Annotated in this window: 21 protein-coding genes; 9 read left to right on the plus strand and 12 right to left on the minus strand. The window is 48.0% G+C overall.

Going from position 1 to position 24,737, the window contains the following annotated elements; all coding sequences use genetic code 11:
- Window positions 1-448 precede the first annotated feature (448 nt).
- Window positions 449-856, minus strand: coding sequence for a Cd(II)/Pb(II)-responsive transcriptional regulator (gene cadR, locus XMD530_RS03360; protein ID WP_007148576.1), 408 nt, complete (start codon window positions 854-856; stop codon window positions 449-451).
- A gap of 95 nt (window positions 857-951) precedes the next feature.
- Between cadR and XMD530_RS03365 the strand changes: the two genes are divergently transcribed.
- From XMD530_RS03365 to XMD530_RS03375, 3 genes are read left to right on the plus strand one after another with little or no spacing between them, the layout of a single operon-like run.
- The gene (locus XMD530_RS03365) at window positions 952-1,848 is read left to right on the plus strand and encodes a cation transporter (RefSeq protein ID WP_004364974.1); all 897 of its coding nucleotides are present in this window, start codon (window positions 952-954) and stop codon (window positions 1,846-1,848) included.
- Window positions 1,849-1,851: 3 nt separating this feature from the next.
- Window positions 1,852-2,364: a signal peptidase II gene (lspA, locus tag XMD530_RS03370; protein ID WP_173480186.1), complete on the plus strand. Its 513-nt coding sequence runs from the start codon at window positions 1,852-1,854 to the stop codon at window positions 2,362-2,364.
- A 21-nt stretch (window positions 2,365-2,385) separates the two neighbouring features.
- The gene (locus XMD530_RS03375; RefSeq protein ID WP_010548535.1) at window positions 2,386-3,675 is read left to right on the plus strand and encodes an ISL3-like element ISPpu12 family transposase; all 1,290 of its coding nucleotides are present in this window, start codon (window positions 2,386-2,388) and stop codon (window positions 3,673-3,675) included.
- 150 nt (window positions 3,676-3,825) lie between these two features.
- Here the strand turns inward: XMD530_RS03375 and XMD530_RS03380 are convergent, their stop codons facing one another.
- Window positions 3,826-4,452 carry a TetR/AcrR family transcriptional regulator gene (locus XMD530_RS03380; RefSeq protein ID WP_173482550.1) on the minus strand — a complete coding sequence of 209 codons (627 nt, stop codon included), beginning with the start codon at window positions 4,450-4,452 and terminating at the stop codon, window positions 3,826-3,828.
- 67 nt (window positions 4,453-4,519) lie between these two features.
- Between XMD530_RS03380 and XMD530_RS03385 the strand changes: the two genes are divergently transcribed.
- A complete protein-coding gene (locus tag XMD530_RS03385; RefSeq protein ID WP_173506731.1) occupies window positions 4,520-5,563 on the plus strand; it encodes an efflux RND transporter periplasmic adaptor subunit in 1,044 nt (347 codons plus the stop codon).
- Entirely contained in the window at window positions 5,560-8,613 is a 3,054-nt protein-coding gene (locus tag XMD530_RS03390) for an efflux RND transporter permease subunit (protein ID WP_173480189.1), read from the plus strand. The genes XMD530_RS03385 and XMD530_RS03390 overlap by 4 nt, the downstream gene beginning before the upstream one ends.
- Window positions 8,614-8,914: 301 nt before the next feature.
- On the opposite strand, the gene XMD530_RS03395 is transcribed toward XMD530_RS03390, so the two are convergent.
- The 3 genes from XMD530_RS03395 to XMD530_RS03405 form a co-directional block, all read right to left on the minus strand.
- Entirely contained in the window at window positions 8,915-9,163 is a 249-nt protein-coding gene (locus XMD530_RS03395) for a hypothetical protein (protein ID WP_173480915.1), read from the minus strand.
- A gap of 111 nt (window positions 9,164-9,274) precedes the next feature.
- Complete coding sequence (locus tag XMD530_RS03400; protein ID WP_173506732.1) at window positions 9,275-12,490, minus strand: efflux RND transporter permease subunit; 3,216 nt, start codon at window positions 12,488-12,490, stop codon at window positions 9,275-9,277.
- Window positions 12,480-13,535, minus strand: a complete 1,056-nt coding sequence (locus XMD530_RS03405) for an efflux RND transporter periplasmic adaptor subunit (protein ID WP_173480913.1) — start codon at window positions 13,533-13,535, stop codon at window positions 12,480-12,482. The genes XMD530_RS03400 and XMD530_RS03405 overlap by 11 nt, the downstream gene beginning before the upstream one ends.
- A 142-nt stretch (window positions 13,536-13,677) precedes the next feature.
- On the opposite strand from XMD530_RS03405, the gene XMD530_RS03410 reads away from it, so the two are divergent.
- Window positions 13,678-14,658, plus strand: coding sequence for a diguanylate cyclase (locus XMD530_RS03410; protein WP_173488875.1), 981 nt, complete (start codon window positions 13,678-13,680; stop codon window positions 14,656-14,658).
- Here the strand turns inward: XMD530_RS03410 and XMD530_RS03415 are convergent.
- Entirely contained in the window at window positions 14,636-14,929 is a 294-nt protein-coding gene (locus tag XMD530_RS03415; RefSeq protein WP_173480911.1) for an HlyU family transcriptional regulator, read from the minus strand. The genes XMD530_RS03410 and XMD530_RS03415 overlap by 23 nt on opposite strands.
- Window positions 14,926-15,738, minus strand: coding sequence for a glutamate racemase (gene murI, locus XMD530_RS03420; RefSeq protein WP_173480910.1), 813 nt, complete (start codon window positions 15,736-15,738; stop codon window positions 14,926-14,928). Before murI ends, XMD530_RS03415 begins: the two co-directional genes overlap by 4 nt.
- Window positions 15,739-15,927: 189 nt before the next feature.
- Here murI and XMD530_RS03425 point away from each other — a divergent pair, with 189 nt between their 5' ends.
- Window positions 15,928-16,425 (plus strand): phasin family protein, encoded by a 498-nt coding sequence (locus XMD530_RS03425; protein WP_173480909.1) that lies wholly within the window; start codon window positions 15,928-15,930, stop codon window positions 16,423-16,425.
- Between the two features lie 75 nt (window positions 16,426-16,500).
- Here the strand turns inward: XMD530_RS03425 and purK are convergent, their stop codons facing one another.
- From purK to XMD530_RS03440, 3 genes are all read right to left on the minus strand, one after another.
- Window positions 16,501-17,571, minus strand: a complete 1,071-nt coding sequence (gene purK / locus XMD530_RS03430; protein WP_217363654.1) for a 5-(carboxyamino)imidazole ribonucleotide synthase — start codon at window positions 17,569-17,571, stop codon at window positions 16,501-16,503.
- A gap of 2 nt (window positions 17,572-17,573) precedes the next feature.
- Window positions 17,574-18,062: a 5-(carboxyamino)imidazole ribonucleotide mutase gene (gene purE / locus XMD530_RS03435; RefSeq protein ID WP_173482473.1), complete on the minus strand. Its 489-nt coding sequence runs from the start codon at window positions 18,060-18,062 to the stop codon at window positions 17,574-17,576.
- 103 nt (window positions 18,063-18,165) lie between these two features.
- Window positions 18,166-19,059, minus strand: coding sequence for an AEC family transporter (locus XMD530_RS03440; protein ID WP_173480907.1), 894 nt, complete (start codon window positions 19,057-19,059; stop codon window positions 18,166-18,168).
- Between the two features lie 96 nt (window positions 19,060-19,155).
- Between XMD530_RS03440 and XMD530_RS03445 the strand changes: the two genes are divergently transcribed.
- Window positions 19,156-20,364: an MFS transporter gene (locus XMD530_RS03445; RefSeq protein ID WP_173506733.1), complete on the plus strand. Its 1,209-nt coding sequence runs from the start codon at window positions 19,156-19,158 to the stop codon at window positions 20,362-20,364.
- 65 nt (window positions 20,365-20,429) lie between these two features.
- On the plus strand, window positions 20,430-21,008 hold the full coding sequence (locus tag XMD530_RS03450; RefSeq protein WP_173506734.1) for a 2-hydroxychromene-2-carboxylate isomerase: 579 nt from the start codon (window positions 20,430-20,432) through the stop codon (window positions 21,006-21,008).
- Window positions 21,009-21,118: 110 nt separating this feature from the next.
- Here the strand turns inward: XMD530_RS03450 and XMD530_RS03455 are convergent, their stop codons facing one another.
- Together XMD530_RS03455 and XMD530_RS03460 are read right to left on the minus strand one after the other, a co-directional pair.
- The gene (locus tag XMD530_RS03455) at window positions 21,119-22,744 is read right to left on the minus strand and encodes an alpha-D-glucose phosphate-specific phosphoglucomutase (protein ID WP_173506735.1); all 1,626 of its coding nucleotides are present in this window, start codon (window positions 22,742-22,744) and stop codon (window positions 21,119-21,121) included.
- Between the two features lie 80 nt (window positions 22,745-22,824).
- Window positions 22,825-24,630: an EAL domain-containing protein gene (locus XMD530_RS03460; protein ID WP_173506736.1), complete on the minus strand. Its 1,806-nt coding sequence runs from the start codon at window positions 24,628-24,630 to the stop codon at window positions 22,825-22,827.
- Window positions 24,631-24,737: the final 107 nt, after the last annotated feature.

The following is a 24,737-nucleotide window of genomic DNA, read 5'->3' on the forward strand; positions in this document are numbered from 1 at the left end:
TCATGCTCTTTGATCGCCTTAATGATCTGTTCTTCGGTGTAACGCTTCTTCATATCGAGATCTCCATCCCTTTAGGTTAAATGGAAATCTCATCGAGGTCATGGTCTAGTTTTTGGGGGAGAGGTCAGCACTTAGGCGTCATTTGCAACGGAACGCCAGATGGCGGTTAAGCGCACATTCCTGACGTTAATCCAATGTAAAGATCGAAGGTATTTTCCCTGAAGCGGACATGACGCTTGTCAAGCGGAAGGGCAAAGTTCCCGGAATAGCTTCCTGGACTATCTCAAGCTTCATTTCTGGCGTGTAGCGACGCCGGGGTGGAAGTGTGGATTCGAGCACAATAAGTTCCCATTAAAATTTAGGGTAAGCGGATTAAATGGTTGATCTTACCTTTGCATGAGAGTGAGACAGACCGGCATCTCATCGGATTATCTGGTTGATGCTTCACCTACTGCTGGTGCATGTTTCCTTCGCTAATTCCAGCAAGAACCCCACACGCCTCAACTTCCCGGTCATCGTTGCAACTCGCTCTCAGTGAAACGAGTTGTTTCTCAAGCGCTTGCAGAGCGGTTATCTGCGACCGCACATGAGAGATGTGATCATCGAGCAAGGTGTTGACGGCGGTACAAGGCTGATGAGGGTCGTCCTGATAGCTCTGTAGTTCGTGAATCTCAGCCAGTGACAGGCCCAGGATTCTGCAGCGACGGATGAAGGCCAGCCCCTCACCATGCTTCTCGGTATAGACACGGTAACCGTTGTCCTGCCGATCAGGCGGCGGCAACAAGCCCTGCTGTTCATAGAAGCGGATCGTCTGTGTTTCGACCCCTACCAACTGCGCCAACTGACCAATGCGCATCAGCCTCCTCCCCAACGGATTCTTTACTCTATTGACCTTATAGTAGCTTTATAGTTTTAAATGGTACCACAACATTGTTCAAGTGGAGTCGTATCATGAGCAAATCCTGTGGTGGCGCCTGTGGCGGTGATGCAACGTCCGCAGCGGATACCGATATACAGGCCTCCTCCGAGGCGCCAGGGAGATGGGTCAGTGTTTATGCCGTGCCGAAGATGGACTGTCCATCAGAAGAACGAATGATTCGCCTAGCCCTGAACGGCTTTGAGGAGATTCGGGCGCTGTCCTTCGACTTGTCGAACCGCCGGCTGAAGGTCGTGCATGACGGCGAGGTCGAGCCCGTTACCTCGAAACTGAAGACCTTGGGGCTAGGCGCCTCGCTTCAGGAAACCGTCGCTGCAAATCCGGAGACCATCAAGGCCGCCGAGTTTTCGGCAGCATCTGCTAAGCAAGAATCCGGGACCCTGCGCTGGTTGCTCGGCATCAATGCACTTCTGTTCGTGGTGGAAATGACTGCCGGTCTGATCGCCCGGTCCACCGGCCTGATTGGAGAATCCCTGGACAATTTTGCCGATGCGGCGGTGTACGGGCTTGCCCTTTATGCGGTTGGACATAGCGTGAAAATGCAGGTACGTGCCGCGCATCTTGCTGGTGTACTGCAACTGATCTTGGCTGTGGGCGTGCTCGTAGAGGTGGTGAGACGCTTTGTATTCGGTAGTGAGCCTGAATCGCTGGTGATGATGGCTATCGCATTCGTCGCATTGATTGCCAATACCAGTTGTCTGCTGCTCATATCCAAACATCGGGAAGGCGGGGCGCACATGAAGGCAAGCTGGATATTCTCGGCCAACGACGTGGTGATCAACCTGGGGGTCATCACCGCCGGCGCCCTGGTCGCGTGGACCGGTTCCAATTATCCGGATCTGATTATCGGCACCATCGCGGGGGGCATTGTACTTAACGGTGCCAGACGCATTTTGGCGTTGAAGGGTTAAATAATGCTCATTATTGGCAAAAAGCTCTCGCCGTATGCCCTATTGTCCATATCGGGCCTGCTGGCAGCGTCTGATCAGGCTGTAAAGTGGCTGGTGCAGCAATCAATGGCCTATGGCGAGTATGTTTCGGTGACCCCGTTCTTTAACTGGGTGCACCTATGGAACACCGGTGCCGCATTCAGTCTTTTTGCGAATGGTGGAGGCTGGCAGCGCTACTTTTTTATCGGAATCGCGGTAGTGGTCACGATTTTTCTGATCAAGCTGATCCTTGAAAATCGTCATAAAGGAGAAGCCATCGCTTACAGTCTTATCCTCGGTGGCGCCATGGGCAACCTGATTGACCGGGTCTTTCGCGGCTATGTTGTGGATTCCTTTGATTTCTATTGGCGAGACTGGCATTGGCCGGCCTTCAACCTGGCTGATATTGCAATTGTCCTCGGTGCCTTACTTTTCGTTTCCAGCAGCTTGTTGGGTAAAAAAGCAAACACCAATGCCGAGCCGGATGGATCTGACTGACACCTACGCCTATACAACACCATGACCGAACTTCCCGACAACATCCTTCACCTGCCGCAATACCAAGTACTGGGCTGCAAATCAACCGACGACGAAATGCACTTCCAGGTGGACGTGCCCGATCCCATCGCCTGCGAGGAATGCGGCGTGCAGGGTGAGCTCGTACGGTTCGGCAAGCGTGACGTTCCCTATCGTGATCTGCCCATCCACGGCAAGCGGGTCACTCTCTGGGTGGTCCGCCGCCGATACACCTGCCGGGCCTGCAAGACAACATTCAGGCCCCAGCTACCGGAGATGGTGGACGGATTCCGTATGACACTGCGGCTGCATGAGTACGTGGAGAAGGAATCCTTCAACCACCCCTACACCTTTGTGGCGGCACAGACCGGCCTGGACGAGAAGACGGTGCGCGACATCTTCAACGCCCGCGCCGAGTTCCTGGGGCGCTGGCACCGCTTCGAGACGCCCCGCATCCTGGGCATTGACGAGCTATACCTGAACAAGCGCTACCGCTGCATTCTGACCAACATTGAGGAGCGAACCCTGCTCGACCTGCTGGCCACCCGCCGCCAGGACGTGGTGACCAACTACCTGATGAAGCTGAAAGACCGGCAGAAGGTCGAGATCGTCAGCATGGACATGTGGAACCCCTACCGGGCAGCGGTCAAGGCTGTGCTGCCCCAGGCCCGTATCGTGGTCGATAAGTTCCATGTGGTGCGCATGGCCAACGATGCCCTAGAGAAAGTGCGCAAGGGCCTCAGAAAGGAGCTGAAACCGTCCCAGAGCCGGACTCTCAAGGGAGACCGGAAAATCCTGCTGAAACGCGCTCACGAAGTCTCAGACCGGGAGCGCCTCATCATGGAGACCTGGACAGGCGCGTTCCCGCAACTGCTGGCCGCCTACGAGCACAAGGAGCGCTTCTACGGCATCTGGGACGCCACCACACGGCTCCAGGCAGAAGCCGCCCTGGACGAGTGGATAGCCACCATCCCGAAGGGCCAAAAGGAAGTCTGGAGCGATCTGGTCAGGGCAGTGGGAAACTGGCGCGAAGAGACCATGACCTACTTCGAGACGGACATGCCCGTCACCAACGCTTACACGGAGTCCATCAACCGACTGGCCAAGGACAAGAACCGTGAAGGGCGCGGTTACTCCTTCGAGGTGATGCGGGCACGAATGCTCTACACCACGAAGCACAAGAAGAAGGCACCGACTGCGAAGGTCTCTCCTTTCTACAAGAAAACCATCGGTTACGGACTGCCGGACTTCGCAGAGGAACTCAACTACGGAGTCGATCTATCAACCATCTGAGGGTGGTATCAGATTGATGGGGTGAAGGTGCCCCATCAACCATTAAATCCGTATACCCAAAATTGGGCTATTTTCAATTCTGAGCTTGGTCTTCTGATCTGCTGGACAGTGATAGTATATCGCTGTGATATACCGCTACTTCCAAAGAATCTATTCCAATTGCCAGAGCTTCAAAAAAGAGCTCACTACCTTCTCTACATGTAATCTGGTTTCCCCTTCGACGCTACGCGGAGGTATACGATGAAACGCCCGCACGATATCTAATCCAGTAATCATACTGAGAAACATCTCTGCTCCGAAGTCGGGATCCGCGCAGTTGATCAAACCTTCCTTGTGTTTCAGCGTCAACCATTCGCTTAACGCTTGGTGCGCGGCCATCACTCCGCCACTGTAGATATTATGGAGTATCTGCGTATGCTCCTCGGAGATAGATGCCATCATTCTCATCAGATTCATGTGCTCATGACTGACGATAAAATTAAGGAGCAATAATCCAAACTCTGATAAAGCATGGTGACAATCTTTATAGTCATTCGGTGACACTGTCAACGTGCCGTTTATCCTTTGCGACAGCTGTTGTATCACGGCATCAATTAATGTTTCTATGTCCGCGAAGCGCTTATAAAGCGTTACTTTCGACACACCTGCTTGCCGAGCTATCGCTTCCATTGACATCTTAGCTGGCCCCTTAGCGAACATAAGAGCGCAGGCTGCATCAAGAATCGCTGTATCTTTGGAGTGATCTAAAGGCCGGCCGACTCGACTATTGGTAATCAATTTATTTTCCGAATAACTTAATGTACGATACCGTACAGTAAATATTAATCAAATGAGAATAGCAAATATGCGCAAGGTTCTGCCGCCGCTTATACTAGCCCTTCTTCTCGTCGGCTGTGGCGACACCACTCCAACTGAAACGCCAACGACCGATGCACCTTGGGTACGCACGGTGGCGGTTAAGACGGACGACCACGACGAAATCAGAGCATCGGGAACCATTAGAGGGCATTATGAGACTCCTGTCTCTTTTCAGGTTTCTGGGCGCATTCTCAAGCGAGAGGTGGATGCTGGTCAGAAGGTAGCGAGTGGCGCTCTGCTTTTTGAACTCGATAAACGTGACTTAGAGGCTACTATGCAAGTTGCCAAAGCGGAACTTCGAACTGCACAGGTCGCCCTCGCGATCGCTCAAAATGAGCTCGACCGTCAACGCCAGTTAATTGAACGCAACTTTGTTAGCCGACAAACTCTAGAAGCATTTGAGCTCGCACTACAGAACGCGGAAAGCCGTCGTGATTCCGCCAAAGCTGTATTATCTCAAGCCCAAAACGGGCTTAGTTATGCTGAGCTACGTGCAGATAAATCCGGTGTATTAGCCGAGGTTACAGGTGAACCGGGAATGGTTGTTGGAGTGGGGCAACCTGTGGCACTCCTCGTAGAAGATGGTGATCTAGAGGTCGAAGTGTTCCTATCCGACGGCAACCAAGCTCCAGAATCAGGTGTATTAAAGCTACAAGAGCAAGATTTGCCGCTTCGTCTACGTGAGGTAGCTGGTGCAGCAGACCCAGAGAGTAGAAGCTGGAAAGCTAGGTACAGAATAGAAGCCGTGACAGAGGCGTTGAACATAGGGACTGTTGTGCAGGTTGCGCTTAACCGTAACACATCAGATGTCACCTTCGAGGTTCCCCTGGGCGCGCTTGATGAACGCAACCAGGGCCCTCAGATTTGGCAGGTTGTAGGCAATACAGCTCAACCAGTCTCAGTTGAAGTACTGGAATTGAAATTAGAGTATGCGACTATTCGCGCGCCACTAAACAGCGAAAGTCGCGTCATTGCCGTTGGCACCCATCTATTGGAACCTGGAATGGCGGTTAGGGAGCAGGCGCGATGAGTTTCCCCAACCTCTCAGCGCTTGCTGTACGTGAACGCTCAATTACTCTGTTTTTTATAATACTTTCTGTCCTGGCTGGTGTTTTTGCATTCTTCTCTTTGGGGCGCGCAGAAGATCCGGCTTTCACAGTGCGGGTTATGGTTGTCTCCGTTGTATGGCCAGGAGCTGAACCTGAGGTTTTACAAAATCAAGTCGTCGACCGCTTGGAGAAGCGAATCCAAGAGGTCGAATACTTAAGTAAGATCGAGACCACGGTTAGACCTGGTCGAGCAGACTTACAGATAGAGTTTGAGGATTTCTCACCTAGTGAAGTTGTGCCTGATCTTTTCTATCAAGTACGAAAAAGAATGCAGGATGAGGCGCACAACCTACCCTCAGGTGTCATAGGGCCGATAGTAAACGATGATTTCTCCGATGTGTACTTCTCCCTTATAGCTCTAACAGCTCCCGGCATGCCTATGAGGGATCTTAGTCGGGAAGCTGAGACAATCAGGGATCGGTTACAACAGCTCCCAGCCGTTCAAAAGGCGATGATACTTGGTGATCGACCTGAACGTGTGTTTATCGATTTCGATATGGACCGTTTAAATAACCTAGGAGTAACGCCCGAACAGATTTTTGCAGCGATCGATGCAAGTAACACACTCATTCCTGAGGGTTCTTTGGACCTAAACGGGCCGCGTGCCTATCTTCGTACACACTCTGATTTAAGCGACCCAGACAAGCTAGCAGACCTACCGCTCAGAGTTGGTAATGCATTGATACGCCTCTCCGACATCGCAGAGGTGAGTCGTGGATATGAAGATCCGCCAACCTATCTAGTGCGGGCCAATAGCGAAGATGCGATTCTGTTAGGCGTGGTCATGAACAAAGGTGAAAATGGCTTGGCCTTTGGTGAAAGCCTCGCAAACTTTCTCGATAAAGAGCGCTCCAACCTTCCTTTAGGTGTTTCGCTACAGGTGCTCACCAACCAAACGGATGCCATAAGCCAGGCTGTTGACCTTTTCCAGGTAAAATTTCTAGTGGCTGTACTTGTGGTGATGGCGGTCACTGTCATCGCTATTGGCTTCCGAGCAGGTCTTGTTGTCGGCATCGCAATACCGATCACTATCGGTCTGACGTTCCTCATCATGAAAATGGTTGATATCAACCTCGACAGGGTCACACTTGGTGCGTTGATTATCGCCTTGGGACTGCTAGTCGACGATGCAATTATCTCCATAGAGATGATGATCGTAAAAATGGAAGAGGGCTGGGATCGAATTCGTGCTGCAAGCCATGCATGGAATGTTACCGCAGCCCCTATGCTCTTTGGGACCCTAGTTACGACTGCTGGCTTTGTCCCTATCGGTTTTGCTCAATCGGGAGTCGGAGAATACGCCGGCAACATTTTCTGGGTACTGGCATTTTCACTGCTGATATCTTGGGTCGTCGCCGTCACCTTTATGCCCTACCTCGGGGTGAAGTTACTCCCTAACTATCAGAAACACGATGCAGCGAGCCTCTATCAAACCCCGATTTACACTAAACTACGGGCAATCATCACTTACTGTGTACGCTTTCGTAAGACAGTTATTCTAGTTACCGTTGCAGCGCTTGTTATGAGCGCAGCTGTGATGGCGATACTTGTTGATAAACAGTTCTTCCCAAGTTCTGACCGACCCGAGGTATTGGTTTCAGTCTATCTACCTCAAGGCAGTTCAATTAAAACAACGGATGCTACAGTACAAAAATTAGAGAGTGCGTTATCTGAGCTACCGGAGGTTAAGAGCCTCTCCTCTTACATCGGGGCGGGAGCTCCACGATTCTTCATTTCAGCAAACCCTGAGCAACCTGATCCATCCTTCGCTAAGATTATCGCAATAGGTGATGATGCAGCAGGACGCGATAGAATCATGGCCGCACTTAAGCAGAGAATTGCCAACGGCGAGTTTCCAGAAGCTCGAATCCGTGTAACAAGCCTGCTGTTCGGGCCACCGGTTGTCTGGCCTGTCAGCTTCCGTGTCGTAGGTCCTGATCAACAGATATTGCGCGACATTGCCTATAAAGTCAGAGATAAAATCGCATCTAACCCACACACTGTAATTCCGCACCTAGAGTGGGATGAGCGTGCTCCAAGCTTCCATCTTGATATGGATCTAGAGCGACTTCTATTAATGGGACTCACACCTAACGACGTGTCACAGCAACTTCAGTTTCAACTAAACGGAGTCGAAGTTGCCGAGGTACGACAGGATATAAGAAGTGTTCAAGTGGTCGCGCGTAGTTCACGCGACACTATACTCTTACCCGAACAGTTAGAAATCAAGACTCAGGATGGAAAGAAAATTCCGGTTAGGCAGTTGGGCAAACTCACCATTCAATACGAAGAACCTGTTATCAAACGCTACAATCGCGAACCCTTTCTAGCCGTGCATGCCGATGTCGAGGGGGCGCAGCCGCCTGATGTCACTAAAGCAATTTGGGATACGATGCAGCAGATTAGAGATGATTTGCCGGCCGGCTATCGAATTGATATTGGGGGATCAGTAGAGCAATCCGGCAAAGCCGATCAGTCTATCCAGAAGCTGCAACCGCTGATGCTCGCATTAATGCTGATATTTATTATGCTACAAATGCGATCGTTCTCTGGAACCTTCATGGTGTTTTTTACTGCACCGCTCGGGTTAATTGGTGCTGCTGTTGCACTCTTTATATTTGACCAACCCTTTGGCTTTACCGCCCTGTTAGGCTTGATCGGACTAGGCGGTATTTTGATGCGTAACACCATGATCCTGACTCAGCAGGTACAGGATAATTTAGAAGAAGGGTTGGCAGCAGGCAAGGCGATCATCGAGGCAACCGTCTCACGAGCTCGCCCCCTAATTCTGACAGCACTCGCGGCCATCTTCGCTTTTATCCCGCTTACATTCGACCTATTCTGGGGACCTCTGGCCTATGTATTAATTGGCGGGGTTATGATGGGGACATTTATAACACTGCTGTTTGTCCCAGCTATGTATGCATTGTGGTTTAAAGTTGAAGCACCAAAATATGATGATGCGCTTTAAACTGCGATTAAAACAGAGATTCAACGAGTCAACAGAATTGAACTTCAGGCTACTACCCCTAGTTGATTCATGAAGAATTAGAAATGAGGAACAGCTATCGCCTAATCAAAAGTGGAATTCGTAACTTACCAAACTAGATGTATAACGTATCAGCCATAAAATGTGGGAGTCCACCTTTCTCAAAATTTTGTCATTCAAAGCCTCTTTGATTGAATAAATTGAAGGTCCGGAAAGGGCCAAAACTAGCCATTTATGGTAATCCCGGAAATGGCAGAGAAGGGTCGTTAATTGCCAACCAAACTTAATGCACTAATAGTGGTGCATGAACACGTGCATATCGTTCTATCGAATTTTGTTGGCTATGCAAAGCTGTTTGATAAGCTAGTAAGCGCAGTGAGCTTCGTTTAATGGCTCTTAACGAGTAGTTACCCTTATCACTAAGAATAGCGATCTCTTTAGACATGGCTTCTTTAAGATCCTTAGCGTCCATCATCAGCGTTTCTAGTTCGAAGCTTGCTAAGTAATTTGAATCGTTTTGTGAAAGTTGCATACCAATCCCCTTTTTATTGTTGGTGTCATTGCTTGGATAAAGCAAAAGGTATGCCAACTTTTGCAAAAATAAAAAACCCGGCAAAAGCCGGGTTTTCAAATTAAACATCAATTAAGCGTGTTTCTTCCAGTGGTAGTGGTAGTAGACCACCGGAATAACCACTAGGGTCAGGATAGTTGAGATCATCAAACCGAAGATCAACGATACCGCTAGGCCACCAAAGATTGGATCGTCGATGATGAAGAAACCACCCATCATTGCAGCTACTGCCGTTAGTGCAATCGGTAACGAACGAACTGCAGCCGCATTAATCGTCGCTTCTTGGAAGTTCATACCCTCCCTCACCTGCTGCTGAATAAAGTCCACCAGCAGTATCGAGTTACGGACAATGATACCAGCGAGTGCGATCATGCCGATCATAGAGGGCGCTGTGAACTGCTGCCCAAGTATCGCGTGGCCCGGCATGATACCGATAATCGTCAATGGAATTGGTGCCATGATGATTAATGGAATACCGTACGAACGGAACTGAGCGACAACCAGTAGATAGATCATGATCAGACCGACTGAGTAGGCAATGCCCATATCACGGAAGGTTTCAAACGTGATCTGCCATTCGCCATCCCACTTCAAGCTCCACTCATACGGGTCTGAGGGTTCTGAGAAGAAGAAACGATCAATTGGGTTGCCGCTTGGTACGACCTCATCCAGCTTCGATTCAATCTCAAATAGACCATAAAGCGGGCTGTCAGTAGCACCTGCTACGTCACCCGTAACATAAACAACAGGCAGTAGATCCTTGTGATACACACTCTGTTCTACTTGTGTATCGATACGCTGAGTGACATCCGCTAAAGAGACCAAGGTACCTTTATTCGAACGAACCTGAATAGACTCAATCTTAGCGATATTGGCTTTATCTTGTTCACCCAGTTGTAGTGTTAGTGGCACGGGAACACGTGAGTGGTCATCATGCAGGTATCCCAGGCTTTCACCGCGGATCGCACTGTTTAGTGCCGCAACAATGGTCGCATCTGCTACACCAAAGTGCGCGGCACGAACGCGATCAATCGTGAAGATCTCTTTAGTCTGTTGGGCTTCAATGCTGTCATCGACATCGACTACCCCTTCGGTAGACTCAAATTGCGCGCGAACTTGTTTGGCTAGGTCAATTTGACCCTGCTTATCCAGACCATAGATCTCTGCCACTAGAGGTGCCATAACCGGAGGCCCTGGCGGCATCTCAACGACCTTCACGTTGGCGTTGAATTGCTTAGCCGTGTCGGCAAGCAGAGCGCGTGCTTCAAGTGCTATTTCGTGACTCTTACGATCACGCAACGCCTTATCACTTAGGTTGACTTGAATGTCACCCATATGAGGTGCCGAACGTAAGTAGTACTGTCGAACCAAGCCATTAAAGTTAATTGGCGAAGCAGAACCCGAGTAGATTTGGAAATCTTTCAGCTCAGGAAGTGCCTGTAGATCATCTGCCAACTCAGTCAAGACACGTTGAGTCTGCTCTAGAGAGGTTCCCTCTGGCATATCAACAATGACTTGGAATTCACTCTTGTTATCGAACGGTAGCATTTTCAGAATAACCGATTGATTAACCACCAAGTAAACGGAACCACCGATCATCGCCAGTATCGAAACCAGTAGAAGGTAACGATTCAATGCTCCTTTTCCTTGACGCAGCATCGGCGTGAGTAGTTTCACGAATAGACCTTTGAAGCGCGCTTCAGAGTGGCTATTCTCCGCTGAATGAGCTGATTCAACATGACGTCTAAACAGCTTTAAAAAGAGCCAAGGGGTCAAAATGAACGCGACAGCCAATGAGATCAACATGCCAGTTGAGGCGTTGATCGGAATGGGCAACATGTATGGCCCCATCAGACCGCTGACAAATGCCATTGGAAGCAGCGCTGCTATAACGGTAAACGTAGCCAAAATGGTTGGGCCGCCTACTTCATCGACTGCAAGTGGGATTGCTTCGCGAAGTGATTTGACCCCCATCGACATGTGTCGGTGAATGTTCTCTACCACCACGATTGCATCGTCGACCAGAATACCGATCGAGAAGATCAACGCAAACAGCGAGACACGGTTGAGTGTAAAGCCCCAAGCCCAAGAGGCAAAGAGTGTAATAGCCAAGGTTACGATGACCGCGATACCTACTACTATTGCTTCACGAACACCCAGTGCAAACAGCACTAGGACAATGACAGACAACGTAGCGAAGATCAGTTTTTTGATCAGCGTTTGAGCCTTGTCATCCGCCGTTTCACCATAGTTACGTGTAATGGTTGTATCAATATTATCTGGTACATAGATGCCTTGAATCGCATCAAATCGTTTGATCAATGCATCCGCGACTTCAACCGCGTTTTCACCCGGTTTCTTTGCCACCGCAATGGTGATTGCAGGGGTCAATGCAGTCTGATCTGCTGCAGCCTGCCCAGTACCAAAAGAGACGTATTGATTCGGTTGTTCTGGAGCATCGTAGATATTAGCAATGTCGCGAAGGTAAACCGGTGCGCCATTTCGAACGCTTATCACTAGGTTTTTAACCTCTGAGACATCCTGAAGTAGTTGACCTGCTTGAACTCGAATGGCGCTGTTCGCTTTGACGCGATCACCAGTATCGGCTGTCACATTAGCGTATTGCAACTTAGCGCGAACATCATCCAAAGTAACCGAGAGTGCCGCCATCTTGACTGGATCGAAGTCGATCTGAATGGCACGGTTAGCGCCGCCAATCACAGTGATATCGCGGGTTCCTTCAACTCGCTGAAGCTCAGACTGAATCGTATGAGCGACGTTCAATAGATCGGCACTGCTAACTGATTCATCACGACTCCATAAGGTCGCAGCTAGAACTGGTACATCATCAATGCCCTTAGGTTTGATGACCGGTTCACCAATACCCATATTCGGCGGGAAGATATCTCTGTTCGAGTAGAAGGCGTTATAGAGACGGACAATCGCATCGGTTCTTGGCTCGCCGACCTCAAAACGAACCGTCAACAGCGCCATGCCTGGGCTGGAAACAGAGTAGATGTTTTTGACGCCACTGATCTCTGACACCACCTGCTCTGCAGATGTGGTGATAAGCGACTCTACTTCAGCAACACTTGCGCCTGGAAAAGGAATCATCACGTTGGCAAAGGTGACGTTGATCTGTGGTTCCTCCTCACGCGGTGTCACCAGCGCGGCAAAAAGACCTAGCAGAAGACCCACGATCGCCAGTAGCGGGGTAATTTCAGTCGTTAAAAAACTCTTGGCAATTCGTCCCGATATGCCCAGTGTTTGAGTGTCATTACTCTGCACGATTCGCCTCCTTATAAATTGAGGCCGCTTTAATAGGATCAAGTGCTACGGTTTCGCCCTCTGCGAGACCAGAGATAATTTCTACCTGTTCACCAGCAGTTTGACCGGTTCTGATGTATCTAAATTGGAGAGCTGAATCGCCTGAAGCCACATAAACACCTTCCACTTCACCACGAGTCGCTATAGATGACTTAGGCAGAGTCAGCACAGGCTCTTCATCAATGGTAAATTGAACACGTGCTAACTCACCTGGAAGCGGCATTTGAGCAGGGTCACCCGCTGGTAACGTTAGAAGCAGTGTAAAGGTATGACTTAGTGGATCGGCTGTCGGAATTAAGCGTTGATCGACAGGTTCTACAACCTGATCACCCAACACAACATTAACAAACTGACTCTGTTTGGCATCGACCAGGTTGGCTTGCGGGATTTGAACTCGAACACGTAATCTATCCAGTGCAATCCCCTCTATCAATGGTGTACCTGGTTGTACCGTCTCCCCTTCAGAAACTAGCTTGTTAACCACTACACCTGAATAGGGCGCGATTACCTCAGTGTAATCAAAACGAGCACGGGCATTAGAAACCTGAGCTTTTGCTGCATCGAGTCTTGCTTTGGCTGCATCACGTTGTTGGCGAGCGCTGTCTACAGGCGCGATCGCGACCAATTTGCGCTCAAACAGTGCGGTTAAACGATCCAATTGACGAGTAGCTTCATCAAAAGCGGTTTGTGCTTCATTGAGAGAAGCTCTTGCAGCATCCAGCCCTGCGCGCTGTTCACTCTGTGTTAGGCGAGCTATCACACTGCCCTGCTCAACAAAATCGCCATAATCAAAAGGTAATTCTAGAATTCGACCAGAAGTTTGTGCGGCAACAATAGCTCGATTAACCGCTTCCACAGTCCCGTCGAATTCGACCTTGATCGGTTGCTGAATAATTTTGGTCTCAGTAAACGCTAGCTCTTGGGCTGAAGCCAGTTGCGTTAGTGAAATGGTTGTCACTAGGGTGCACGCGGTCACTGCTAGGTTAACGGCCTTTCTGATCTGCATATCAAACACTCTATTCGTTTATAAGGGTTAAGTTCCGGTAATAATATATTAGGCAAAACTAATATAAAAGATTTTTTAATATTTTCTGTACTTTCTGAATGCCCTGCTACACTGAATGAAATTCAATCTATTAACAGAGATTATGAAAGTACTGATTGCCGACGACGATAAAGTCTTAAGAATGCTGATGGAGCGCCAACTTGAGGGTTGGGGCTTTGACGTAATGACCGCGCAGGATGGTGAAGAGGCATTTGAAATTCTGACAACAGAAGCAGAACCTCCACGTATGCTCGTTCTTGATTGGGAGATGCCCAATCTGGATGGCATAGAGCTTTGTCGTAAAATCAGAGCGCTTGAGAGTAATGACCCACCCTACATTGTGTTGGTCACTGCACACTCCGATCAAGAGCACTTGGCAACTGCACTGCAAGCCGGAGCTAACGACTACATCAGCAAACCTACTAAACCCGTTGAGTTGCGCGCACGACTGGGCGTTGGTTTACGAACTTTAGAGCTGCAAAATCGACTCAATATTGCCAATGAGATGCTCGCCTACAAGGCAGAGCATGATGAGCTGACCGGTTTGCAAAATCGCGCCTCTCTGATCGAGCATCTTGATAATGAAATTGAACGAACTAAACGAACCGGTGAGCCATTAGCACTGGCCATTTGCGATATCGACTTTTTTAAACGGGTAAACGATACCTATGGACACCCCGTTGGCGACAGAGTGCTTAAAGAGTTTGCTGATCGAATGAAAGAGACATTTAGACCCTATGATCTAGTGTCACGATACGGCGGTGAAGAGTTTGTTGTCTGCTGTACGGCGCTTGAATCAGATCCTAAAGCGATTTTCGAGCGATTCAGAGAGGTGATTGAATCAACGACCTTCTTAGAGAGCGATCTTTCTTTAGGAGTAACCGTCAGTGTCGGAATTGCGACCTTTGATGGCATCAGCACAATGACAACAAAAGAGATCATGCTGGGGCTGATCAGCGATAGTGACAAAGCACTTTACGCAGCCAAACACTCAGGCCGAAATCAGGTCGTGATGTATGATTCTGTAATACACTCTGACTCTGAAAAATCTGAAGAAGCCCTTACCGATGGCCAGATTTGCTAAACAGTGCATCCCCCATCTGATCAATCGTCATTTTTGCTTTGTTCATGGTGACCTCTACACAGATCTCTTTTGATGCCATGCTGTCAGCACGAATAAACGGCTGTTCCAACCATTGGCCATCAATCTCCTTGGAGATCATGCCACCCACACCATAGCCGCCATCCACTTTTCTCGGTTTGACTGAAACCTTGAACCCTTTGTATTCAAACTCCGAAGCCACCGGCTCTTCAACAGGGTCTGAACGGAGAAGTTTTTTTATAAACTCAATCACTTGGATACCTCTACAGGGGTGACGACCCCCTCAAATTGGATTAAACGTTTAGATAACTCAGAGAGAGCCTCTCTGTCTCGTCCTGTGGTCAGTATCTCTAATTTACCCGCTTGATTGGAGAGAGAGAGTAATTTCTGTTCAGTTAAACGACGTTTAACTTCGAGCGCGATCGATTCCGATGTGTCGATCACCTTAACTGGATGACTGAACAACTCGCTGATCTCTTTCTCAACAAATCCATAATGCGTACATCCAAGCGCTAAGGTATCAATATCGGCTGCTTCAAACTGATCAATATAAGTGGTTAGTAGTGTGCTGAGTTGTTGATTGGTGGTGTTTGGGTTTTCAATTAATTCGACCAATCCAGGGCAGCCAAGTGCTGTAATCGACTCTGCTTGCTGTTTAAGCTGGGAGACCAATCGTTGGAACTTCTGACTCTCTACCGTGTATTGAGTTGCCAGAACGCCAACGCGTTTTGACTGACTCATCTTAATGGCAGGCTTTAGTCCGGGTTCAACACCAATGATCGGTAAGGAGAATAGCTCTCTGCACTCGTGAACAGCAGCAGCGGTTGCTGTATTACACGCGATCACAATCGCCTTGGCGCCCTTCTCAATGAGGTAAGAGACGATCTGAACCACCCTCTCACGGATCACTGCATCGCTCTTATCACCATAGGGTGCATAGCCACTGTCAGCGATATACAGGTAGGACTCATTGGGTAGGTTGTTAAGGCAAGCGGATAAGATACTTAACCCGCCCACTCCTGAATCAAAGACTCCAATCGGAGCGTGTTCATATGGATTCATTAATCGTCAAATACAGATCTAAAGTTACGAATAAGTTTAACGCAGAATGATATGAGATGGTCAGAATAATTATTTTTGTGCAATGCACAAAAAAGTGTTGATTGTTTTTTAGTCAATGTCTAATATGGCGTCAAATGTTGCAGTGCAACAAACTTTTTAGATAGAAACTTAAAGACCTCGGAGGTCACCATGTACAACGAAATGATGAACCAGTTCAAAGCACAGATGGCTCCTTTCACTAAAGCAGCTGAAATCAACAAACAAACTGCTGAAAAACTATTCGGCATGCAGCAAACTGTTGCTACAGAGATGCTAAACCGTGGTCTTGAGCATGTTAAAGCATTGACTGAATCAAAAGAGCCAAAAGCTGCTCTAGAACTTCAGGTTGCTTTCTTTAAAGAGATGGAAGCAAAACTAAACACTGTTGCTGAAGAAGAGATCTCTGCTCTAATGGCTGCAAAAGCTGAACTGACTGAAATCTTCGAAAAGTCTACTCAAGAGATGACAGAAGAAGCGATGGCTCAGTTCTCTAAGTTCGACCTAGCGAAATTCGATCTAGCACAGTTCGACCTTTCTAAATTCGACATGAAAAACTTTGATCTTTCAAACTTCATGCCTTCAGTTGAAGCGGCTAAACCAGCTGCAAAAACAACTCGTAAAGCGGCTGCTCCAAAAGCAACTGCTTAATCGATCAGTCGATACAAAAAAGCCGCTTGAGATACCTCAAGCGGCTTTTTTAGTTTTAGAGATTAGCTTGTTAAATTAGCTAAGCTGAGCTTTTGCCCACTCAACCACCACTGCTTCACCCTCATCCAAGTGAGGCTCGAGTTCGGACAAGCTTTCAACTAGTGCGGAAACAGTCGGTCTAACGATGTTGAGATGACCTACCTTACGACCAGGACGGATCTCTTTACCATACCAGTGCACATGAGCGCCCTGTACCGCCAGCCACTCTGCTTTCCAGTCTCGTCCAAGCAAGTTATACATCATAGAGACACCACGAAACTCAGGGGTGATCAAAGGTAAACCAGCAAGCGCTCTTAAGTGCAATTCAAACTGACTGACACTAGCACCCTCTTGGCTCCAGTGTCCGGAGTTATGGACACGTGGCGCTAACTCATTAACCAATAATTCACCATCGACAACAAAACACTCCATCGCCATGACGCCGATGTAGTCAAAGTCATCCATGATCGATCCCAGCCAACCTTCAGCACTTGCTTGCATCGCAGGGTCATTATCTAACCCAGGAATACTCGCACGCAAAATGCCGTCTTGATGCCAGTTACGCGTCAATGGGTAGAAGACCTTCTCACCCTGTGCATTTCGTGCGCCAACTAACGACACCTCATGTGAGAACGGGATCATCGCTTCAGCGATGGCAATGCCATCCCATTCAGCAAGAATCTCATCACCCTGCTTCCAGCGCCATTGACCACGCCCATCGTAACCACCCATACGAGCCTTTACGACGGCACGCTCACCCAGAGAGGATAGCGACTCGGCAATGGATGCATCGGCACTGTTTAAATCAACCCAAGGGGCCGTTGGGACATTAAGGCGATCTAAGGTCGATTTCTGACGAAAACGATCAATGACCTGATATAGAGCCGCATCGTTGCGAAAGTTTGGGTGGGATTTAAGCTGATTACCGACAGGGTTCTCAGGCCAGTGCTCAATCTCTACCGAGATAACGTCGTCGTCATTCAACTCGACCAGTTGATCACCTATCGGGTGAATAGGTTGTACTTCAAGCTGCAGGGGTGCACCTGCTTGCTGAAGCATTTGACCTAGTTGACCATTACCGGCAATGACAATACGTGGCAACTGCATGCTTAACCTCGTGGATCTGGATTATCTAGAACCGTTTGGCTCTGTTCATTACGCCAATTTTGCAGACGAACGGCGAGCTCTGCATCTGTTGTTGCTAGCATCTGAGAGGCCAGTAGCGCGGCATTAAATGCACCTGCTCCACCGATAGCCAGGGTTCCAACAGGAATACCACGTGGCATCTGAACAATGGATAGAAGACTGTCTTGGCCGCTCAATGCCTTGCTCTGCACAGGCACACCCAGCACAGGCACAATGGTTTTAGCAGCAATCATACCTGGGAGGTGAGCCGCACCACCAGCACCGGCAATAATAACTTTGATGCCATTGTCGGCAGCTTGTTCAGCAAAGCGGAACATCTTATCTGGGGTGCGATGTGCCGATACCACTTCAGCGGTGTACTCGACACCCAGTACATCTAGCATCTTGGCGGCTTCTTCCATGGTTGGCCAGTCTGATTTAGACCCCATAACTATTGCAACGGTGGCGCTCATTCATTTCTCCATATCGAGTTTGATCTCGAAAAATAGGCAGTCGGTATCGACAAAAAAATAAGCGTGAAATTATAGCAAGAAAGAGTCAGCCAGACCTACCCTTTTAAACCAGTGCTGACTGAAAGTTGAAGATCAACACCAGTATTACAAGGCTAACAGGAATACTGGTAATGGTAAGAGCGGCAATACGATCGACAGGACCGCCATATCGAACCGTTAGAACATAACTCATCACAGCAACCGGCATCGACATCTGAATAAGCAGTGAGAGCGCTGCAGTGGTATCGATAGTAATTAGGGATACAACCAGCCAGGCAATCAAAAAACCCGACAAGGGTCGGTAGATGGATAAACCTGCAATGATGCCAACCTGACGGGCACCCCCTATCTTTAAACGGGCTAATGAGCGGCCTAACAACATGACCATAATCGGTATGGCTATACCGGAGATAGAATCTAAAGCACGACTGATAGGCACAGGAATCGTCAAATCCATCGATACCACGATTGCACCTGACAAGAGTGCTAACAGAGGCATATTGGTGACCAGTGAGCGCCAATTGTATTGGCCTGACATGGCGGTGGTTCCTAATGTCCAGTGACTAAGCGTCACAGTTGTTGAAATGATGACCGCAGATGCCAGAGCCTCAGGCCCCAACAGTGCAAAGACCAGTGGAATACCTAAATTGCCCGTATTGGGGTTGACCAGTGTCGAGAGATAGAAGCGCGGTGAGGTGTTAAGCAGCTTGCAAAAAATGGCTATCAGAGTAGCACCGACCGCTAAGCAGAGAGCGGTCACTCCCATCAAATACCCCATCTCTGTGACGGGAACTTTCATCTGAGTCACCGAGGTAAACACCAGAGCGGGCAAGGCGATCTGGCTGGAGAGCATGGCCAAACCAGGGTGTTCTAGGTAGTCCGTTTTTCGTGCCAGAAAGAAACCAAGGACGGCGATCAAAAAAACCGGAGTAATAGCAGAGATAAAAGCTGTAAACATGGAGTCACTATCTTAATGTTGGATGATGATTATACAGTTGTCCGCAAATAGATAGGCAACTATCATTGAGCGATTCTTCTTTAAGCTGGATCAAACATGACTCAGAGACTCTCCCCTTCAACGATTTTCCTGATCGCCAGTGGCTGCCTATTATTGATGATCTCCTTTGGTATACGGTCGAGTTATGGTTTGTACATGCGTCCTATTGAGGCTTCAACCGACTGGGGGCGTGACATCATAGGCTTTGCCCTAGCCTTGCAAAACCTGAGCTGGGGAATTATGTCGGTTTTCACTGGCGGGCTTGCCGACCGTTTCGGAAATCGCAACGTCCTGTTTGGTGGCGCACTGGTCTATGCCCTAGGTGTTTATCTAACAGCTGGTGTGTCGGATCTTTTCACGCTTAATGCAGGATTAGGGTTTCTCGTGGGTGCTGGCGTCGCCGGCACTTCGTTTGGCATCGTTCTTCCTGCTTTAGTTCAATCCGTTCCACCAGAACGACGTGACTGGGTACTCGGTTTGGGCACCGCTTGTGGCTCTGCTGGTCAATTTGCGCTTGTTCCATTGGTTCAGATGTTTATCTCTGATTTTGGCTGGATCAACTCACTGCATATTCTAACGGCTATCGCCATATTGATGATGTTGTTAGCCATTCCTCTGAATGCCAAGAAGAGCTCTGTCATTACAGAGAGCGATCAAGGATTCGCTGAAACAGTGCGATTAGCCGCTGGTCACAAATCCTACTGGCTTCTGGTGTTTGGCTTTTTTGTTTGTGGCTTTCACGTTGCCTTTATTACGGCGCACATGCCGGCCTACTTATCAGATTTAGGCTTCGCGCATCAGGTCGGTGCTTGGTCTCTCTCATTGATTGGTCTGTTCAATATCGCTGGGGCGTTCTGGGCCGGCAATATCTGTCGCAAGCACTCACGATCGAAGCTACTTGTGGCAATCTACGGTGGAAGAACAATTGCTATCGCCCTATTCTTGATATTCCCTATCACGCTCACATCGGTACTTATCTTCAGTGCTGTGATGGGGCTTCTCTGGCTGGCCACTGTTCCTCCAACCTCCGGCATCGTTATGAACATGTTTGGTACACGATACATGGCCACCCTTTATGGCTTCGTATTCTTTAGCCACCAAGTGGGTAGCTTCTCTGGCGTCTGGTTAGGTGGCTATCTCTATGAAACCTATGGCCATTATGAGTACATCTGGTGGGCCGGTATCTTCTTTGGTTTGATGGCTGTACTACTTCACTGGCCAATTGATGAAAAACCACACCCCTCTTTCGTAACCAAAGAGAGTTAAAGTTCGGTTTTTAGGAACCACAAGGATGTATCTTTCGTGACGATAAAAAACAGAGGGAAATACTGATGAGCCACAGAATAGATTACTACCTATCACCGATCTCACCCTTTACCTGCCTAGCCGGTGATCTGTTGGATACACAAGCACCCGCTGAGGTCGTGTATCACCCATTCGATATTGGCCGTCTATTTGCTGCAACAGGGGGTGTGCCGGTTCCTCAGCGATCGCCTCAACGTCAAGCTTACCGTTTAGCTGAACTCGCTCGGATTCAAAAACAACGCGGAATCACCATTAATCTTAAGCCAAAGTTCTTCCCAGTGGATAGTCGTCCTGCCTCTAAACTACTACTTGCAGTTAGAGATGCAGGCTCGGATGTACCAGGTTTGGCTCGAGCACTCTTAAGTGCCGTATGGCAGAGAGATCTGAATATTGCAGAGGACGCTGTGTTAGGTCGACTTCTCGATGAACTGGGTATTGATTCAGCTCTATTAGAGCAATCAAAAGGCTTAGATGATCAGTTGGACAAAGAGACTGACGAAGCCATTGAGGCTGGTGTCTTTGGCAGCCCCTTCTACATCGTTGATGGAGAACCCTTCTGGGGACAGGATCGTCTAGAACAGGCGATCGAAAGAGCCAAAAGTTAAATTGTCGCGGTTTGCCCTTCGGGCAATTCGCTCCTACAAACGGAGCGTTAAATTGTAGGAGCGAATTGGAGCGCAGCGACAAACCGCGATCCATAGGGCCACACCTTCTATCAAGTAATAACGTCAGGTTCTGTGCGTCCTGTAAATTGCTTAATACCGATCAACTGATTCGCCAACTCGATTAAAGGTTTCAAAGCTGCTTGTGTGTCAGTAATCGACTCATCCTGAGTAAACTGATCAAGATAGACACGGAGCGTAGCACCGGCCGTGCCGGTTCCAGATAGCCGAACAACGATACGACCTCCGTTATCGAACAGCATTCTAACTCCTTGATTATGACTGACGGAGCCATCAACAGGGTCTGAGTAGCTGAATTGATCGGCCAGAGTCAGGGTAACGCCATCAAAGGTCTCTCCTGCAAGACTATCCAAAGAGGCTGTTAGCTGCTGCATCATATTGGCTGCACTGTCTGAATCGATTGATTCATAGTCATGGCGGGTAAATAGATCCCTTCCGAATAGAGACCAATGATCTTTAACCAGATCAGAGACCGATTGACCGGTCGCGGCCAGAATATTGATCCAGCATAGAACAGCCCAAAGTCCATCTTTCTCGCGAACATGATCTGAACTGGTACCAAAACTCTCCTCACCACAGAAGCTGATACGGCCATCATCCATCAGGTTGCCAAAAAATTTCCAACCGGTAGGAGTCTCATAACAGTTGATACCGAGTTTTTCAGCCACACGGTCAACTGCACGACTGGTTGGCATTGAGCGAGCGACACCCTTCAATCCATCTTCATAGGCGGGAATCTTTTGTGCGTTCGCGGCTAATACAGCCAAACTGTCACAAGGGTTTACATAAAAATGGTTGCCAATGATCATATTTCTATCGCCGTCCCCGTCCGAAGCGGCACCGAAATCTAACCCTTGTTCATTGACTTGTTTGACCAATTCGGCTGCATGTACAAGATTGGGGTCGGGGTGATGACCACCAAAATCCTCTTTTGGAATCGCGTTGATAACGCTCTCTTTTGGTGCGCCCAACCGGTTGATGAATATCTCTTGTACATAAGGCCCAGTCACGGCATGCATGGCATCGAAACGAAATGTGAAATTTGAACCGCTCAAGAGCTGTTTCATGATTTTAAAATCAAACAACTCCTCCATCAGATCGGCATAATCTGTGACAGGATCAATCACCTTAATCAGCGCATTTCCAATGCTAACCTCTCCAACACTATCAAGATCTACAGGTTCAGCATCAATCGTAAAGTATCGAGTAATGGTTTCCGTCGTTTGGTGAATACTGTCCGTCTGGGTCTCACTTGCAGGGCCACCGTTGGCACGATTAAATTTAATGCCAAAGTCTTCATCAGGGCCACCTGGGTTGTGACTGGCTGACAACACCAGTCCACCGACTGCACCATATTTACGGATCACACAGCTGGCTGCTGGCGTTGAAAGAATTCCTGCTTGACCCACGATTAAGGTTTCAAAGCCATTGGCGATCGCCATTTTAATAATGGTTTGAATTGCCTCACGGTTAAAATAACGACCGTCACCACCGATCACGAGTGATTGGCCTTGGCAGCTCTCTAAAGAGTCAAAAACAGCCTGAACAAAATTCTCTAAGTAGTTAGGTTGTTGAAATACTTTAACCTTTTTTCGAAGGCCAGACGTACCTGGTTTCTGACCAGAGTAAGGTGTTGTTGTGATGACTTTTCTATTCATTAAGACCACATATAGATTAGGTTTAAACCATTAACGATTGGAAAGAGTTAGATAAAAACTAGCAAGATATATGCCGCTTTTTAAACATCATCTTCAACTAATTCTAAGCCGTAATATTGAAGAAACTCAGTAGCCGGCATCGGTTTACCAAATAGGAACCCCTGCACCTGATCAACACCTAATTTAAGCAGTCTATCTGCCTCCGAGGCGTTCTCAACCCCTTCTGCTACGACTGTCAGCCCCTCCGCTTTGGACAAATATACGACCATTTTCGTTAAATGCTCAGACGAGGGGTTTAGATGAATGTCTTTGATAAAGGCTCTATCTAGTTTGATGGTATCGGCGGGTAGGTTTTGAAAATAGGCGAGTGAGCTCATACCGGTACCGAAATCATCCAAAGCGATTGAATAACCTAGCTCTTTCACGGCATCTAAGGAGCGCTTTAAGTTATCCAAAGAGACGTCTGTCTCCTGTTCAGATAGCTCAATCTGTAACTCTCCGGCCCTAAAACCGTACTTTTCTTGGACCTGACTCAACTCGTAGGTGACACGCAAATCCTGAAGATCATTAGCGCTTAAGTTAAATGAAACCGAGATCGGTAGACCCGACTGTTTCATTGTTTCACAAAAATGTGCGGATTGCTCAACGACACTGTTTATAAATGTAAGCCTGTATGGGGAGGACTCAAGAAGATCGACAAAATCTTTTGGTGTTAGCAAACCTTTCTCAGGGTGAATCCAGCGGACCAGTGCCTCCGCACCTACCAGTCTATTGTTATCTTTAATATCGACCTTAGGCTGAAAGAACATCTGTATCTCATGGTTAGCAAATGCCTGAGAGACTTCATAAGATTGAATATCTGTTTGGCCGTTAAGATGATCACGATCTTTCAAATTGAATCGAGCAAAATCTGTTTTCTCTTTGGTGGCACGCACAAATACTGTATCCAAGTTATGCAGTGCACTATCCAGATCAGTTGAGTCATTAGGGGTATCGGTTGAAACAACAATCGGCGAGAGATCCGTTGCCTCTTTTTTTAACTGACGAAGTCCACGCTCAAATGCGTCCCAAAACCGTCGCTCTGACATCAGAACGTAAACCCCATTATCAAGCCTGCCAATGGATGCACCTGCAGGACAAACTTCCCTTAACAACTGATTAAATTGAGTAACGCTCTCTTTAAATTCAATCGAACTTTCTGAACTTTTTCCTACATTATCCAAGATATTTTTAATGTAGACACCATAGACTCTTACAACACCGTCAGGATTCTTATTTTTGAGCCAATCAAAATGCTGATGAATTTGATAATTGTCTATAAATTCAGACGTTAAGTCGCTGTTTTCTTTACACTCTTTATAAAAAACAAGAGAGTAGATACGATTAAACAGCACCGCTACTGAACCATAGACCAGCAAGGAGTAAGAGAGCGTTATTAGATGGGTATAGAGCTCAGAAATCAGCTCCTCTTGTACTCGATAGGAGTCAATAAATAAGAGGAGAGAGAGCCAGATAGGTATGAAGAGTAATACCCATTTTTGAGCCAATACAAAGCGAAGCAATACTGGCAAAAGCGCACCTGACAAATAGGCTAATGCTATATCATCCGACACTAAGGCTAGCGATATTGAACCAGCTCCCATAGTAAGGAAAGCTACAGCTCCACCCCAGCTTAAATGAATACGGTGCACAAAATATTGGATGACTAACAAAGAGAGAGTGAGCGGGTAAAAGTAGGAGCCCGTCAATGAATCTGTGAAAAGCTGCTGAAGCAGAGATAAAAGTGAAAGTGCTAATGATATCAACAGCAACGCATTAATCAGCAACCTAAACAGGCTTCGACGGTTCTTGAACCAGTTACTGCGGTTGTAATCTCGAACTTGCATTAGCCATCACTTTTTCGAATAGATTATTGATTTTATGGTAATCAGGGGCGAATCGCTACCACCAAGTCTCAGGGCTCGATAAGATAGAACCTCTTTGATGACAGGTT

This window comes from Marinobacterium sp. xm-d-530, from assembly GCF_013283365.1.
Classification (GTDB): Bacteria; Pseudomonadota; Gammaproteobacteria; order Pseudomonadales; family Balneatricaceae; genus Marinobacterium_E.